Here is a 13,814-nt window from a genome sequence, read left to right on the forward strand (position 1 = left end):
ATTCGGGTAAACCCTGGCTTCTCTGTCGCGCCAGGCTCCACTCCGGTAGCCATGTCTCCCACACCCCACACCACGCCCGACGGCACGCCGATCGGGACGTTCGCATTGACCTCGCGCATCGTCGCGATCGCCTTCTTCACCTTCATCTGTTATCTCGCCATCGGCCTGCCGCTGGCCGTGCTGCCCGGCTACGTGCATGGGCAACTGGGCTACGGCTCGGTGCTGGCCGGGCTGGCGATCAGCGTGCAGTACGTGGCGACGCTGCTCAGCCGCTCGCACGCGGGCCGCATGGCCGATACGGTGGGGCCCAAGCAGACCGTGGTGATCGGCATGGCCGCCTGCGCGGCCAGCGGGGTCTTCCTGTTGCTGGCTTACGCGTTTGAACGCAGCGCCTGGCTCAGCCTGTCCGCCATCATCGTCAGCCGCCTGGCGCTGGGCTTTGGCGAAAGCTGGGTGGGCACGGGGTCTGCCACCTGGGCCATCGCCCGGGTCGGCCCGCTGCACACCGCTCGGGTGATTTCCTGGAACGGCATCTGCACCTACGGCGGCCTGGCGCTGGGGGCGCCGCTGGGCGTGTACCTGGAAACCGAATGGAGCATGGGCGCCCTGGGCGGGGCCGTGCTGCTGCTGGGTCTGGCCGGCCTGGGGCTGGCGGTGGCGCGGGCGCCGGTGGCCATCGTCGGCGGCCACCGCATGGCGTTCAAGAGCGTGGTGCTGCGGGTGTTTCCGCACGGCATGGCGTTGGGCCTGGGGTCGGTGGGCTTCGGCACGCTGGCCGCCTTCGTGGCGCTGTACTACGCCAGTTTCTCCTGGGAAGGTGCCGCCCACGCGCTCAGCGCATTCGGCTGCGCCTTCATCGGCGTGCGGTTGCTGTTTGCCGGCACCATCACGCGCTTCGGCGGCTTCCGGGTTGCGCAGGTGTCTTTCCTGGTCGAGGCGGCCGGGCTGGCGTTGCTGTGGCTGGCCCCCAATCCCACCGCGGCCCTGGTGGGCGCGGCCCTGACCGGTTGTGGTTTCGCGCTGGTGTTCCCGGCCATCGGCGTCGAAGCGGTGGCGCGCGTGCCCGCCGGCAGCCGCGGCGCGGCGCTGGGCGCGTATTCCGCTTTCCTGGACCTGGCGCTGGGCGCCACCGGCCCGGTGGCGGGCTACATCTCGGGCGGCTTCGGCTATCCGGCCATCTTCCTGGCCGCGGCGGTGGCGGTGCTGCTGGGCTTCGTGATTGCGTATGGCCTGCAACGCCACGCCAGCCGGGCGCAGGCGGCGGCCTAGGCGCCCCGCCTGCGCCGCTTGCCCTTATTCATATAACTGAAAGTCTTAAAGACATTCAATATTGATCGTTGGAGTTCATATAACGAATTGTTAGATTAGGCCCGTTCCCCACGCGCGCACGATTCGTTCCATGAACCTGACCTTCGATCACGTCCACAAGCACTTCGGCGACCTGCCGGTCGTGGATGGCTTTTCCAGCGAATTCAAGACCGGCGAGCTGGTCGCGCTGGTCGGCCCGTCGGGTTGCGGCAAGTCCACCTTGCTGCACCTGGCCGCGGGCCTGGAAAAACCCACGCAAGGGCAGGTGTTGGCCGACGGCAAGCCCGTGACCGGCCCGCATCCCAGCCGTACGCTGGTGTTCCAGGAACACGCGCTGTACCCGTGGCTGACGCTGGAAGACAACGTCGCGCTGGCCCTGGAATTCCAGAACACCCCCAAGAAGCGCGCCCGCCAAGCCGCGCGCGAGTGGCTGGCGCGCGTCAGCCTGGCGGGTTTCGAACACTATTACCCCCACCAGGTGTCCGGCGGCATGCGCCAGCGCGCGGCTTTGGCGCGCGCCTTCATCGCCCAGCCGCAGACCATGCTGATGGACGAACCCTTCGGCGCGCTGGATGCGCTGACGCGGCTGGCCTTGCAGGACGTGCTGCGCCAGCTCATCGCCCAGGAAAAGCCCACCGTGCTGCTGGTCACCCACGACGTCGACGAAGCGCTGTTCCTGGCCGACCGCATCGTGGTGTTCAGCCCGCGTCCGGCCCGGGTGCTGCGCGAGTTCAACCTGGCCCACCGCAGCAAGACCCACGACCTGTCGGACCTGGCCGCTGAAAAGCGCGAGATCCTGCGGCTGCTGGGCATTGCGGTCGATGGCTCGGCGGCGCACGCCGACCTGGCGCTGGCGGCCTGATCCCTGTCGATTTTCCGGTTTTGCGGACGGCGCCTGGCGGCGCCGGCCATCCCTGATTCCCTGGAGTATTTCCCATGAAATTCAAGCAATGGCTGTCCCTGCCGCTCGCCGCGGCGCTGTTGGCCGCGGCCCCCGCCATGGCCGCCGAGAAGTTCCGTGTCGGCTATCTGCGCGTGATGGACGACGCGCAGGCGATCGTGGCGCAAGAGGGTGGCTTCTACAAGAAGGCCGGCCTGGATTCCGAGCTGATCGAATTCAAGTCGGGCACCGACCTCATCAAGGCCATCGTCGGCGGCCAGCTCGATATCGGCGTGCTGGGCTTCACCAACGCGGTCGCGTGGGCGTCCAAGGGCGCGGACCTGAAGGTGGTGGGCGGCGCGCAGCAGGGCTACCACTCGTTGATCGTGCGCGACGATTCGGGCATCAAGGACATCGCCGGCCTGAAGGGCAAGACGCTGGCTTCGCAAGCCGAAGGCAGTACCGCCGACGTGGTGCTCAAGGGCGTGGTGCTCAAGCAGGGCAACCTGGGCGCCGACGACGTCAACGTGATGGGCGTGAGCCCCGCGGTGGCCGTGCAGTCGCTGGTCGGCAAGCGCGTCGACGCCGCGTTCCTGTTCGAACCCTACGACCGCATTGCGCAGCTGGTGGCGCCGGTCAAGCAGATCTACGAAGTGGGCCAGGCCTGGCCGTTCCCGTGCATGGTGGTGATCACCTCCGGCGAAACGCTGGCCAAGCGCAAGGGCGATGTCTGGAAGGCGCTGGACGCGCAGAACCAGGCCATCGCGCTGCTGCAGAAGGAACCCGCGCAGGCCTCCAAGCTGATCGCGTCGTACTTCATCGCCGAGCCCACGCTCAAGACGCTGCATCGCGGCGAGCTGCCGCGCGAAACGGTCATTGCCGAAGCCATCAGCACCCAGGTGTTCACGCCCAAGCTGACCGACAAGGACACGCGCCGCATGCAGGAAATCGCCGACATCCTGCAGGCCCAGGGTTCGCTCAAGACGCGTGACGGCAAGCCGTACGACGTTTCCAGCATCGTCGACCTGTCCTGGCAAGAGGCTCGCAAGCTTTGAGCGCATCCACTCGTGTCACCGGTGCCCGCAAGCATCTGGCGGGGGTGCTGGGCGTCGTCTTCATCCTGGCGCTGTGGCAGCTGGCTGCCTTTGCCTTGCCCGATTTCCTGATGCCGGGCGTGCCGGCCGTGGTGCAGCGGCTGATTGAAGACCTCGGCAAGTCCTCGTTCCATCAAAGCCTGATGGGCACGCTGGGCCGGCTGGGCGCGGGCTATGGCCTGGCGCTGGCCGCGGGTATCGGCTTCGGTCTGGTGGCCGCGGTGCTGTTCTTCTTTCGCGAAGTGCTGCGCAGCGCCATCGTCATCCTGCAATCGATTCCGTCGATCGCGTGGGTGCCGCTGTTCCTGATCGTGATGGGCTTTGGCAACACGCCCATCATCGTGGTGGTGGCGCTGTCGGCGTTCTTCCCGGCGGCGCTCAGCGTCATGAACGCCACCGAATCGGTGCAGCGCGTGCACGTGTCGGCGGCCCGCGTCATGGGCGCGACGCCGTGGGGCCTGGTCAAGCGGGTCTACCTGCCGGCCGTGATGCCCGAACTGATTACCGGCGCGCAGCTGGCGTTCGGCAATGCGTGGCGCGCGCTGATCTCGGCCGAAATGCTGATCGGCTTCGGCAAGGGCCTGGGCCGTTCGCTGGCGTATTCGGGCGAGATCGCCGACATGACCGGCGTCATGACCAACATCCTGGTCATTGCCGTGCTGGCCGCGGTGATCGACCAGTTCGTGCTCGAGCGCCTGAAGCACCGGCTGCTGCGCTACCAATACGTGTGAGGGCAGGGATGACGCGCCGCTTTCCCCTGGCATTGCTGGCCGCCGGCCTGGTGGCGTGCGTCACCGCTGCCGCCAGCGCCACGCCGGCCGACGGTCTGGCATCGGCACGCCAGCGCGGCGAACTGGTCGTGGGCGTGCCGTACCTGGCGCCCGCACCGGTCGCCGGCGCCAAGATCCGCACGCCAGACGGGCTGGACATCGCCATGGCGGAAAAGCTGGCGCAGGACCTGGACCTGCCGTTCAGCCTGCGCCAGGTAGCGCCGACCGATGCCGCGCGCCTGCTGGCCGCCGGCGAGGTAGACGTCGTGCTGGCCGACCGCAGCCAGCCTGCGGCGCCCTTGCCCGCGGGCGTGGCGGCGTTGCCCACGGGCTATGCCGCGCGTCCCAAGGCCGTCATCCGCAGCGATACCGCCATGCGCCAACCGTCGGATGCGCGCGGGCGCAGCGTCTGCGTGGCCGAGGCTGCCGTGGGGGCGCAGGCCCTGGCGCAAGGTTGGGGCGCCGTGGTGCGCACCTATCGGGTGCCGTCCGATGCGCTGGTGGCCGTGCGCGAGGGCAGCTGCGACATCGGCCTGGTGGACGATGCCGTGTGGGAACCGCTGATGCGCTTTCCCGAATGGAAGAAATTCTCGGCCACGCTGGCCGCCGATGGCGCACGCCACGAGCGGGTCTGGCTGCTGCCCGCCGCCGACGCGGCGGCGCAGGCTTGGCTGGGCGAACGCATGCGTGAGTGGTCGCGCGCCGGCGCCTGGAAGGCGCTGCCCGCCAAGTGGGCGCGTGACGTGGCGTTCGACGTCTACCTGGACCAGGAAGTGGCCGACTGCCACGGCTGACGTCCTGCTCGCCAGCGCCTGTCCGGCCCCCGCCAGCACTTACAATGCCGGGCTATGACGTACACGCTGACCGCCGCCTGTTCCCACCAGGAAGACATCAAGAAAAGCCGCTTTGCCGCCCACGCCGCACCCGTTGCCAGCGTCGACGAGGCCATGCACTTTTTCGCGGCGCACAGCGACCCCGAGGCTACCCACAACTGCTGGGCCTATCGCATCGGGCAGGAATACCGCTTCAATGACGATGGCGAACCGGGCGGCACCGCGGGCCGGCCGATCCTGCAAGCCATCGAAGGGCAGGACATGGACCGCGTGGCGGTGCTGGTGGTGCGCTGGTTCGGCGGGGTCAAGCTGGGGGCGGGCGGCCTGGTGCGCGCCTATGGCGGCTGCGCCGCCAATTGCCTGCGCAACGGTCCGCGCACCGAAGTGGTGGACCTGGCCACCCTCTCATGCCATTGCGGCTTTGCCGAACTGCCGCTGCTGAAGTCGCGGCTGGCGCAGGCCGGGGCATCGATACAGCAGGAAGACTTCACCCAGGACGGCGTGACGCTGCGCTTCACGGTGCCGCGCGTGGCGGTAGCCGAACTGGAAAGCACGGCCGCCAACATCACGCGCGGCCGCGCGGCGTGGGAAGTTTTGGGCTGAATGCAACAAGGGCCCTGGCGGGCCCTTGTGCTTTACGCGTCCTGGCTGTCTTGGGCCGCCGCGATTTCCTGGTGGACCTTTTCCATGTCCACTTCCTTGATCTTGGCCAGCAGCTCGTTGAGCTGTCCGCCCGACAAGGCGCCGGGTTGCGAGAACAAGAGGACCTTTTCACGGAAGACCATCAGCGTCGGGATCGAGCGGATGCCCAGCGCGCCGGCCAGTTCCTGTTCGACGTCGGTGTTCACTTTGGCGAACATCACGTCCGGATGCTCGGTGGCGGCTTGCTCGAAAACGGGCGCGAACCCGCGGCACGGGCCGCACCAGGGCGCCCAGAAGTCCACGATCAGGGTGCCGTCCGGCGTAATGGCTTCCTGGAAGCTGTCTTTGGTGAGTTCAACAATACTCATTTTGGAATCCTTGCCGCTGGCGCGGCGCAAAAAAGTCGGTGTCAGAGATCCGGGGGTTGCCTGCCCCGGAGCTGATTTGGCGACGCGGTCTTGCCGGTACCCGCAAGCCCATAGTAGAGCGGGGACCGGTCGCGTCGCAATGGTTGGCGTCAGGCTTTGATCGACGCGACGATCTCGAACGAACGCAGGCGGTCGGCAATATCGTAGAAGTCGGACACGATCATGACTTCATCGGCTTCGGTTTCGGCAACCAGGGCTTCGAGCCTGCCTTTGACGGTGTCGGGGCCGCCCACGATGGCCGCGCCCAGACGTTGATTGACCGCCTCGCGCTCCCATTCGTTCCACAGCCCTTCCATGCTGTCCACTGGCGGCTGCAGCTGCAGGCGGTGGCCGCGCACCAGCGACAGGAACTTGAGCTGCTGCGTGGTGGCCTGGCGCCGGGCGGCTTCGTCGGTCTCGGCAGCCACCACCGGCACGCCGATCATGGCGTAGGGGCGGGCCAGCGTTTCCGACGGCTTGAACAGGTGGCGGTACAGCCGCATCGCGGCCATGCCTTCCGGTGAGAAGTGGCCGGCGAACGAGAACGGCAGGCCCAGTTCGGCGGCCAGGCGAGCGCTGAAATCGCTGGAGCCCAGCAGCCAGATGGGAATGTCCAGCCCTTCTCCGGGAATGGCGCGCACCGGTTGGCCGGGCCGCGACGCCGCCAGGAAGCCGCGCAGCTCTTCGACCAGCGCCGGAAATTCCAGGCCGCTGCGCGGACCGCGGCGCAGCGCATGCTGCGTAGCGCCATCGCTGCCGGGCGCGCGGCCCAGGCCCAGGTCGATACGGCCGGGGTACAGGGTTTCGAGCGTGCCGAACTGCTCGGCGATGATCAGCGGCGCATGGTTGGGCAGCATCACGCCGCCCGAGCCGACACGCAGGGTCTTCGTGTGCGAGGCGATATGGCCGATCAGCACCGCCGTGGCGCTGCTGGCCACGCCGTTGATGTTGTGGTGCTCGGCCAGCCAGAAGCGCTTGTAGCCCAGGCGTTCGACGTGCTGCGCCACCGCGACGCTGTTGCGGAAAGCATCGGCGGCATCGCGGCCTTGCACGATCGGGGCCAGGTCCAGCACCGAAAAGGGAATGCGGGCCAGGGTGCTCATGCGCGACGCTCGGCGCAGAAGGCGGCACAGGAAGAAACCATCGGGTAGAGACGCAAAGTTGACTCCATAGTCCTATATACATGGGGAGTGTATCGGCGAATTCAACCGTGTCCGCCAGCAACCATGCGGATGGGCGGGTTGATAGCAAAAGTCAATGGCGGCGATTGTTCCGCCAGGCGGACAGGCAGGGCAGCCGTACCGGTATCGTGGTCACGCATCCCGCGCTTGCAACGCTTCGTCGGCCTGTCGCGGCAAGCGCCGGGCGCGGGCCTGGCCGTTTTGTTCAAGACGCGGCGCGCCATTTCGAGGATCATCCGGGTTCCCCTCATTTTCCGCAGGAGACCCGTATGAGCGCCGCCGGCAAGAACCATCAGATCGACAACATCGAATTCAACGTCGCCGACATCGCGCGCAGCAAGCGCTTCTACGGCGATGCGTTTGGCTGGACGTTTACCGACTACGGCCCGACCTACACCGAGTTCACCGATGGCCGCCTGACCGGCGGCTTCACCACGGGCGAGCCCGTGCGCCCCGGCGGCCCGCTGGTGATTCTGTATGCCGACGACTTGGCCGATGCGCAACGGCGCGTCGAGGCGGCGGGCGGCCGCATCAGCCGCGAGGTGTTCGGCTTTCCTGGCGGGCGCCGGTTCCAGTTCACCGACCTCGACGGCTACGAGCTGGCCGTGTGGACCGCCGCGTCATAGCGCCGAACGCGTTGCGGCCTTCGGCTTCGGTCTGCCGGGGGCGGCCGTTGCGTGCTGCTTCAGGCGGCCTTTCGCCGCCGCCTTGAGCAAGCGCTGGAAGTTGGGGCATTGCGCGTGATGGGGGGCAGGGCACTGTGCGGCATGGCGCAGCCCCTGGCTCATCGCCCGCAGGCGCTTGATGGTGGCGTCGATGTCGTCGGCCTTGGCCAGCAGCACCTGCCTGTCGACCTGCACCGCGCCGCTGGGCGACAGCATCGCGCGGATTTCCTCCAGCGACAGGCCGCCGGCCTGGCCCAGTGCGATCAGCGCCAACTGGTCCAGCACGTCCGGCGCAAAGCGCCGCCGCTGGCCGGCCGGGCTGGTCGCCGAGATCAGGCCTTGTTTCTCATAAAACCGCAGCGTAGAGGCCGCCATGCCCGTGCGCCGGGCGACTTCGGAAATGTCCATGCCTTACCCATTGACTTGAAGTTGACTTCAACTTCTATCATGCCTGCTTGAGTTGGCTTCATCAACGGAAAAGGAATGGGCATGGCAGGGATGGACGAGGTTGTGAAGGTGATTCTGGTCGGCGTCGGCGCAACGGTGGTCATGGACGTGTGGTCGTTGATCCAGAAGGGCCTGGGCATGCCCACGCTCAATTACGCGTTGGTCGGGCGGTGGGCGGGGCATCTGCCCCGGGGCCGGTTCACGCATGCCAGCATCGGCCGGGCCGAGCCGATCACGGGCGAAGCGCCGCTGGGCTGGGCCATTCACTACGCGGTGGGTATCGCATTCGCGGCGTTGCTGGTGGGCATTTTCGGGGTGCAATGGCTGGCGGTGCCCACCGTATCGCCGGCCCTGATCGTGGGCACCGTGACCGTGGCGGTTCCGCTGTTCGTGATGCAGCCGGCCCTGGGCGCGGGATTCGCTTCGTCGCGCACGCCGACGCCGCTGAAAAACTGCCTGCGCAGCGTGACCACGCATGCGGTGTTCGGGCTGGGCATGTATTGGGCCGCGCTCTTGCTCAAGCGGGTATGGGCGTGATCTGCGCGCCATGAAAAAGCCGCCGCGGCCCTGCGTCGGGCCGCGGCGGCTGTTATCGGCGCTACGTGCTTATTCCGGGAAGAATGCGTAGCGGATCACGAACAGGATCGCCACCAGCCAGGTCGCCGGATGCACGTCGCGCACGCGGCCCGTGGCCGTCTTGAGCACCACGTAGCTGATGAAACCGAAGGCGATGCCGTTGGCGATGGAATACGTGAACGGCATGACCAGGGCGGTCAGCGCGGCCGGCGTGGCTTCGCAGACGTCGTTCCAGTCGATGTCGATCAGTTCGCGCATCATCAGGCCGGCCACGTAGAGCAGGGCGGGTGCGGTGGCGTAGGCGGGCACGGCGCCGGCCAGCGGCGAAATGAACAGTGCGGCCAGGAACAGCAGGGCCACGACCAGCGCGGTCAGGCCGGTGCGGCCGCCGGCCTGCACGCCCGAGGCGCTTTCGACGTAGGCAGTGGTGCTGCTGGTGCCCAGCATCGAGCCGGCCACGATGGCGGTGCTGTCTGCGAACAGGGCGCGGCCCAGGCGGTTGGGGCGGCCTTCGGGCATCAGGCCCGCGCGCTTGGCCACGCCGACCAGCGTGCCGGTGGCGTCGAACACCTCGACCAGCACGAACACCAGGATGACGTGCACGAAACCGGTGTGCAGCGCGCCCAGGATGTCCATCTTGAACAGCGTCGGCGCCAGGCTGGGCGGCGCGGCGAAGATGCCCTTGAACTCGTTGTGGCCCAGCGCCATGGACAGCACGGTGACCACCAGGATGCCGATCAGGATCGCGCCGCGCACGCGCAGCGCGTCCAGCGAGGCGATGATGAAAAAGCCCAGGATGGCGAACAGCGGCCCCGGCGCGGTCAGGTCGCCCAGGGTGACCTTGGTGGCGGGGTGCGCCACCACGATGCCGGCGCTGGACAGCGCGATAATGGCCAGGAACAGCCCGATGCCTGCGGCGATGGCGCTGCGCAGCGAATGCGGAATGCCCTTGACCAGCCAGACCCGGATGCCGGAGATGGTCAGGATCAGGAAGATCACGCCCGAGATGAACACGGCGCCCAGCGCCTGTTCCCAGGTGTAGCCCATGGTCTTGACGACGGTGAACGCGAAGAACGCATTCAGGCCCATGCCGGGCGCCATGCCGATCGGCCAGTTGGCGATCAGCGCCATCACCAGCGAACCCAGCGCGGCGGCCAGGCAGGTGGCCACGAACACGGCGCTGCGGTCCATGCCGGTGGACGACAGGATGTCCGGGTTCACGAAGATGATGTACGACATGGTCAGGAATGTCGTCAGGCCGGCCACGATTTCGGTTCTCGCGGTCGTGCCGTGTTCACGCAGCTTGAATAGCTTCTCCAGCATTCTTATCCCCAGGGTGCTTGCAGGCTCAGGTTGTCGGGTGAGGGCGTGGGCGCCCTCGAATATTTGTAAACGGGCGTATTTTCGCATCAGTTGTAAACTCTGCCGCCATGATTATTCTCGGCTTTGAAAGCTCCTGCGATGAAACGGGCGTCGCAGCCGTCTGTACGGAACGCGGCTTGCTCGCGCATGCCCTGCACACCCAGATCGCCATGCACCAGGAATACGGGGGCGTGGTGCCTGAACTCGCCTCGCGCGACCACATCCGCCGCGTGGTCCCGCTGACCCGCCAGGTGCTGGAAGAGGCCGGCCTGGCCATGTCCGACATCGACGCGGTGGCCTATACCGCCGGCCCGGGCCTGGCCGGCGCGCTGCTGGTGGGCGCCAGCGTGGCGCAGTCGTTCGCCTGGTCGCGCCACTTGCCCGCCATTCCCATTCATCACCTGGAAGGCCACCTGCTGTCGCCGATGCTGGCCGACCCGCGGCCCGAATTCCCCTTCGTGGCGCTGCTGGTGTCTGGTGGCCATACGCAGCTGATGCGGGTCGACGGGGTGGGGCGCTATGAATTGCTGGGCGAGACCCTGGACGACGCCGCGGGCGAGGCCTTCGACAAGTCGGCCAAGCTGATGGGCCTGGGCTACCCCGGCGGCCCGGCGCTGGCCCGCCTGGCCGCCAGCGGCGATGCCAGCCGGTTCGACCTGCCGCGGCCCATGTTGCATAGCGGCGACCTGGATTTCAGCTTCAGTGGCCTGAAGACCGCCGTGCTGACCCGGGTGAAGGCGGCCGAGCAGCAGACCGGCGCGCTGGACGACCAGACCCGCGCCGACCTGGCCGCGGCCACCCAGGCCGCCATCGTGGAAGTGCTGGCCGCCAAGTCGATCCGCGCCTTGAAGCAGACCGGACTGCGCCGGTTGGTGGTGGCAGGTGGCGTGGGCGCGAACCAGTTGCTGCGCGCCAAGCTGGCCGCAGCCCTCAAGCCCCTGAAGGCGCAGGCCTATTTTCCGCCGCTGGCGTTGTGTACCGACAACGGCGCGATGATCGCCTTCGCGGCGGCCGAACGGGTCAAGGCGGGGCTGGTGACGCTGGACCCGGATGCGCATTCGTTCACGATCCGGCCGCGCTGGGACCTGGCGGACATCGCCTGAAGCGCGCGGTGGGGGAAGGGACGGCCGGTCAGGACAGCCGGTTTGGACGGCCGGTCAGGACGGCCGGTCAGGGACGCCTGTCAGGACGACAGGCTGGGCCGCCCGCTCGGGGGCGCCCGGATGCCACGACTTACTTTTTCTTGCCGCCGCCGATGCGGCTTTCGGTGCCCTGCACCAGGCGCGTGATGTTGGCGCGGTGGCGGTAGAACAACAGCACGCCAATGACCGCCAGCGCCACGCCCAGGGCGGGCTGGGCGTACCAGGCCATGCCGGACCCGAAGACGTAATAGACCGGGGCGAAAAAGGCCGCCACCAGCGAAGCCAGCGACGAATAGCGGAAGAAGATGGCAATGATCAGCCAGGTGGCCGCGGTGGCGACCGCCAGCCAGGGCTGGATCGCGACCAGCACGCCCAGGGCAGTGGCCACGCCCTTGCCGCCCTTGAACCCCAGGAAAATCGGGTACAGATGGCCCAGGAAGGCCGCCACGACGACGGCCGCCAGCGGCCAGGGCGCAATGCCGGGCGCCAGCTTCTCGGCCAGCCACACGGCGAACCAGCCCTTGGCCGCGTCACCCAGCAACGTCAGCGCGGCGGCAGTCTTGTTGCCGGTACGCAGCACATTGGTGGCGCCCGGGTTCTTCGAACCGTAGCTGCGGGGGTCCTGCAGCCCCATGAGCTTGCTGACCACCACGGCGAAGGGCACGGAGCCGATTAGGTAGGCCAGCAGGATGAGCGCCGCGGTGAACGCCAGGGAGGGTTCGGTGATCGCCATAGGGGGTGAGTGTCCGTTGTCGTTGTGATGTTGTGGATCTTGATGGCTGCGGATTCTACCTCGCCGGCTGGCCGGGCCGGATTCGGGTTATCGATCGGGCAAAGCGGGACAGATTGGCGCGGGGCCATCCGGGCGCCGCCTGCGGACGGTACAATCCAGCCGGTTCACCCGCGTTTTATTTTCTTTCGGATGCACAATGCGAATTCTGGTTTCGAACGATGATGGTTATTCGGCCCCCGGCCTCGAGGCGCTGGTAGCGGCGCTGCAGGGCCTGGGCGACCTTACCGTCGTCGCGCCCGAGACCAACCACAGCGGCGCGTCCAATTCCCTGACGCTGAACCGTCCGCTGTCGGTACGCACGGCTTCCAACGGCTTCATCGCCGTCAACGGCACCCCGTCCGACTGCGTCCACGTGGCCCTGACCGGCCTGATGGACACCCGCCCCGACCTGGTCGTGTCCGGCATCAACAACGGCGCCAACATGGGCGACGACACCCTCTATTCGGGCACCGTGGCCGCCGCCAGCGAAGGCTACCTGTTCGGCATCCCGTCCATCGCCTTCTCGCTGGCTGAAAAGGGCTGGGAACACATCGAATCGGCCGCCCGCGCCGCGCGTCTGGTGGTCGAACGCCAATTGGCCCAGCCCCTGGCCGCCCCAGTGCTGCTGAACGTCAATATCCCCAGCCGCCGCTTTGACGACATGCATGGCTTCCAGGTCACGCGTCTGGGCAAGCGCCATCCGTCGCAGCCGGTGGTGCGCACCACCACGCCATACGGCGATCCGGTCTACTGGATCGGTCCGGTGGGGCAGGCCGCCGATGCCACGCCGGGTACCGACTTTCATGCGGTGGCGCAGGGCATGGTGTCGGTCACGCCCTTGCGGCTCGACCTGACCCAGCACAGCCAGCTCGACGAGATCCGGACCTGGGCGGAGCCGCTATGCGTCGACGCATAAGCCAGCCGGACGTCTCGCAGGCGGTGCCCGGGCGGCCCAGCCCGGTCCGCTACGATTCCGGCCGGCTCAGCCCGGGCGTCACGCCCGCCAACAGCAACACCCGGGTGTCGGCCGCCACCCTGCAAAGCCAGGCCAAGACGCCCACGCCCGCCGCGGGCGGCAACCTGGGGCTCAATTCCGACCGCCTGCGCCAGGCCATGGTGCAGCGCCTGCGCAGCCAGGGCGCCACCGACGAGCGCGTGCTCAACGCCATGGCGGTGGTGCCGCGCCACCTGTTCGTCGACGAAGCGCTGGCCAGCCGCGCCTATGAAGACGCGGCGCTGCCCATCGGCCATTCGCAAACCATTTCGCAACCGTGGGTGGTGGCCCGCATGATCGCCGCCGTCTGCGAAGACCGCACGCCCACCCGCGTGCTGGAAGTCGGCGCCGGCTGCGGCTATCAGGCCGCGGTGCTGGCGCAGTTCGTGCGCGAGGTCCATTCGATCGAACGCATCCGCGGACTCTACGAGCTGGCGCGCGAGCATCTGCGCGCCTTGCGGCTCACCACGCGCATCCGCCTGATCTACGGCGACGGCATGCTGGGCCTGCCCGGCGTGGCGCCGTTCGATGCTATCGTTGTGGCTGCCGCTGGCTTGGCCATCCCGCAAGCGTTGCTCTCGCAGCTCGCGCCGGGGGGGCGCCTGATCGCTCCCGAAGGGGGCTCGAACCAGCGCCTGGTGCTCATCGAACGCACCGGCGCGGCCAGCTGGAAACGTACTGAATTAGAGGCCGTGCGCTTTGTGCCGCTACGTGCCGGAATACAATCTTGAGCAAACAGGA

The 13,814-nt window shown here is 67.7% G+C and carries 16 protein-coding genes; 11 read left to right on the forward strand and 5 right to left on the reverse strand.

The features are described 5' to 3' along the window. Positions 1–51: 51 nt before the first annotated feature. The 6 genes from AC3WMR_RS10620 (at position 52) to AC3WMR_RS10645 (ending at position 5,488) form a co-directional block, all read left to right on the forward strand. Positions 52–1,269, forward strand: a complete 1,218-nt coding sequence (locus AC3WMR_RS10620; protein ID WP_492263063.1) for an MFS transporter — start codon at positions 52–54, stop codon at positions 1,267–1,269. A gap of 130 nt (positions 1,270–1,399) precedes the next feature. Next, on the forward strand, positions 1,400–2,170 hold the full coding sequence (locus AC3WMR_RS10625; protein WP_492263064.1) for an ABC transporter ATP-binding protein: 771 nt from the start codon (positions 1,400–1,402) through the stop codon (positions 2,168–2,170). Between the two features lie 74 nt (positions 2,171–2,244). Next, positions 2,245–3,243 (forward strand): ABC transporter substrate-binding protein, encoded by a 999-nt coding sequence (locus AC3WMR_RS10630; protein WP_492263065.1) that lies wholly within the window; start codon positions 2,245–2,247, stop codon positions 3,241–3,243. Further along, positions 3,240–4,013: an ABC transporter permease gene (locus tag AC3WMR_RS10635; protein WP_175193778.1), complete on the forward strand. Its 774-nt coding sequence runs from the start codon at positions 3,240–3,242 to the stop codon at positions 4,011–4,013. Before AC3WMR_RS10630 ends, AC3WMR_RS10635 begins: the two co-directional genes overlap by 4 nt. 8 nt (positions 4,014–4,021) lie before the next feature. Then, entirely contained in the window at positions 4,022–4,846 is an 825-nt protein-coding gene (locus tag AC3WMR_RS10640) for a type 2 periplasmic-binding domain-containing protein (RefSeq protein WP_492263066.1), read from the forward strand. 54 nt (positions 4,847–4,900) lie between these two features. Beyond that, a complete protein-coding gene (locus AC3WMR_RS10645; RefSeq protein WP_492263067.1) occupies positions 4,901–5,488 on the forward strand; it encodes an IMPACT family protein in 588 nt (195 codons plus the stop codon). A gap of 32 nt (positions 5,489–5,520) precedes the next feature. Here the strand turns inward: AC3WMR_RS10645 and AC3WMR_RS10650 are convergent, their stop codons facing one another. Both AC3WMR_RS10650 and AC3WMR_RS10655 read right to left on the reverse strand, forming a co-directional pair. Next, positions 5,521–5,895 carry a thioredoxin family protein gene (locus AC3WMR_RS10650; protein ID WP_492263068.1) on the reverse strand — a complete coding sequence of 125 codons (375 nt, stop codon included), beginning with the start codon at positions 5,893–5,895 and terminating at the stop codon, positions 5,521–5,523. A gap of 149 nt (positions 5,896–6,044) precedes the next feature. Continuing rightward, positions 6,045–7,037, reverse strand: coding sequence for an LLM class flavin-dependent oxidoreductase (locus AC3WMR_RS10655; protein ID WP_492263069.1), 993 nt, complete (start codon positions 7,035–7,037; stop codon positions 6,045–6,047). Positions 7,038–7,384: 347 nt separating this feature from the next. On the opposite strand from AC3WMR_RS10655, the gene AC3WMR_RS10660 reads away from it, so the two are divergent. Next, positions 7,385–7,741: a VOC family protein gene (locus AC3WMR_RS10660; RefSeq protein ID WP_025136423.1), complete on the forward strand. Its 357-nt coding sequence runs from the start codon at positions 7,385–7,387 to the stop codon at positions 7,739–7,741. On the opposite strand, the gene AC3WMR_RS10665 is transcribed toward AC3WMR_RS10660, so the two are convergent. Continuing rightward, entirely contained in the window at positions 7,736–8,188 is a 453-nt protein-coding gene (locus AC3WMR_RS10665; protein WP_492263070.1) for a helix-turn-helix domain-containing protein, read from the reverse strand. The two genes, AC3WMR_RS10660 and AC3WMR_RS10665, sit on opposite strands and share 6 nt — an antisense overlap. An 81-nt stretch (positions 8,189–8,269) precedes the next feature. Between AC3WMR_RS10665 and AC3WMR_RS10670 the strand changes: the two genes are divergently transcribed. After that, positions 8,270–8,764 (forward strand): DUF2938 domain-containing protein, encoded by a 495-nt coding sequence (locus AC3WMR_RS10670; protein WP_492263071.1) that lies wholly within the window; start codon positions 8,270–8,272, stop codon positions 8,762–8,764. Positions 8,765–8,833: 69 nt separating this feature from the next. Here the strand turns inward: AC3WMR_RS10670 and AC3WMR_RS10675 are convergent, their stop codons facing one another. Then, on the reverse strand, positions 8,834–10,126 hold the full coding sequence (locus tag AC3WMR_RS10675) for an NCS2 family permease (RefSeq protein ID WP_025136426.1): 1,293 nt from the start codon (positions 10,124–10,126) through the stop codon (positions 8,834–8,836). 107 nt (positions 10,127–10,233) lie between these two features. Between AC3WMR_RS10675 and tsaD the strand changes: the two genes are divergently transcribed. Continuing rightward, the gene (tsaD, locus tag AC3WMR_RS10680; RefSeq protein ID WP_492263072.1) at positions 10,234–11,268 is read left to right on the forward strand and encodes a tRNA (adenosine(37)-N6)-threonylcarbamoyltransferase complex transferase subunit TsaD; all 1,035 of its coding nucleotides are present in this window, start codon (positions 10,234–10,236) and stop codon (positions 11,266–11,268) included. Positions 11,269–11,398: 130 nt separating this feature from the next. On the opposite strand, the gene plsY is transcribed toward tsaD, so the two are convergent. Next, complete coding sequence (gene plsY, locus AC3WMR_RS10685) at positions 11,399–12,040, reverse strand: glycerol-3-phosphate 1-O-acyltransferase PlsY (protein WP_025136428.1); 642 nt, start codon at positions 12,038–12,040, stop codon at positions 11,399–11,401. Positions 12,041–12,236: 196 nt separating this feature from the next. Between plsY and surE the strand changes: the two genes are divergently transcribed. Together surE and AC3WMR_RS10695 are read left to right on the forward strand one after the other, a co-directional pair. Beyond that, complete coding sequence (gene surE, locus AC3WMR_RS10690) at positions 12,237–12,995, forward strand: 5'/3'-nucleotidase SurE (protein WP_175193768.1); 759 nt, start codon at positions 12,237–12,239, stop codon at positions 12,993–12,995. Then, positions 12,980–13,804: a protein-L-isoaspartate(D-aspartate) O-methyltransferase gene (locus AC3WMR_RS10695; RefSeq protein ID WP_492263073.1), complete on the forward strand. Its 825-nt coding sequence runs from the start codon at positions 12,980–12,982 to the stop codon at positions 13,802–13,804. Before surE ends, AC3WMR_RS10695 begins: the two co-directional genes overlap by 16 nt. Positions 13,805–13,814: the final 10 nt, after the last annotated feature.

This window comes from Achromobacter sp. FW305-C-28, assembly GCF_058783235.1.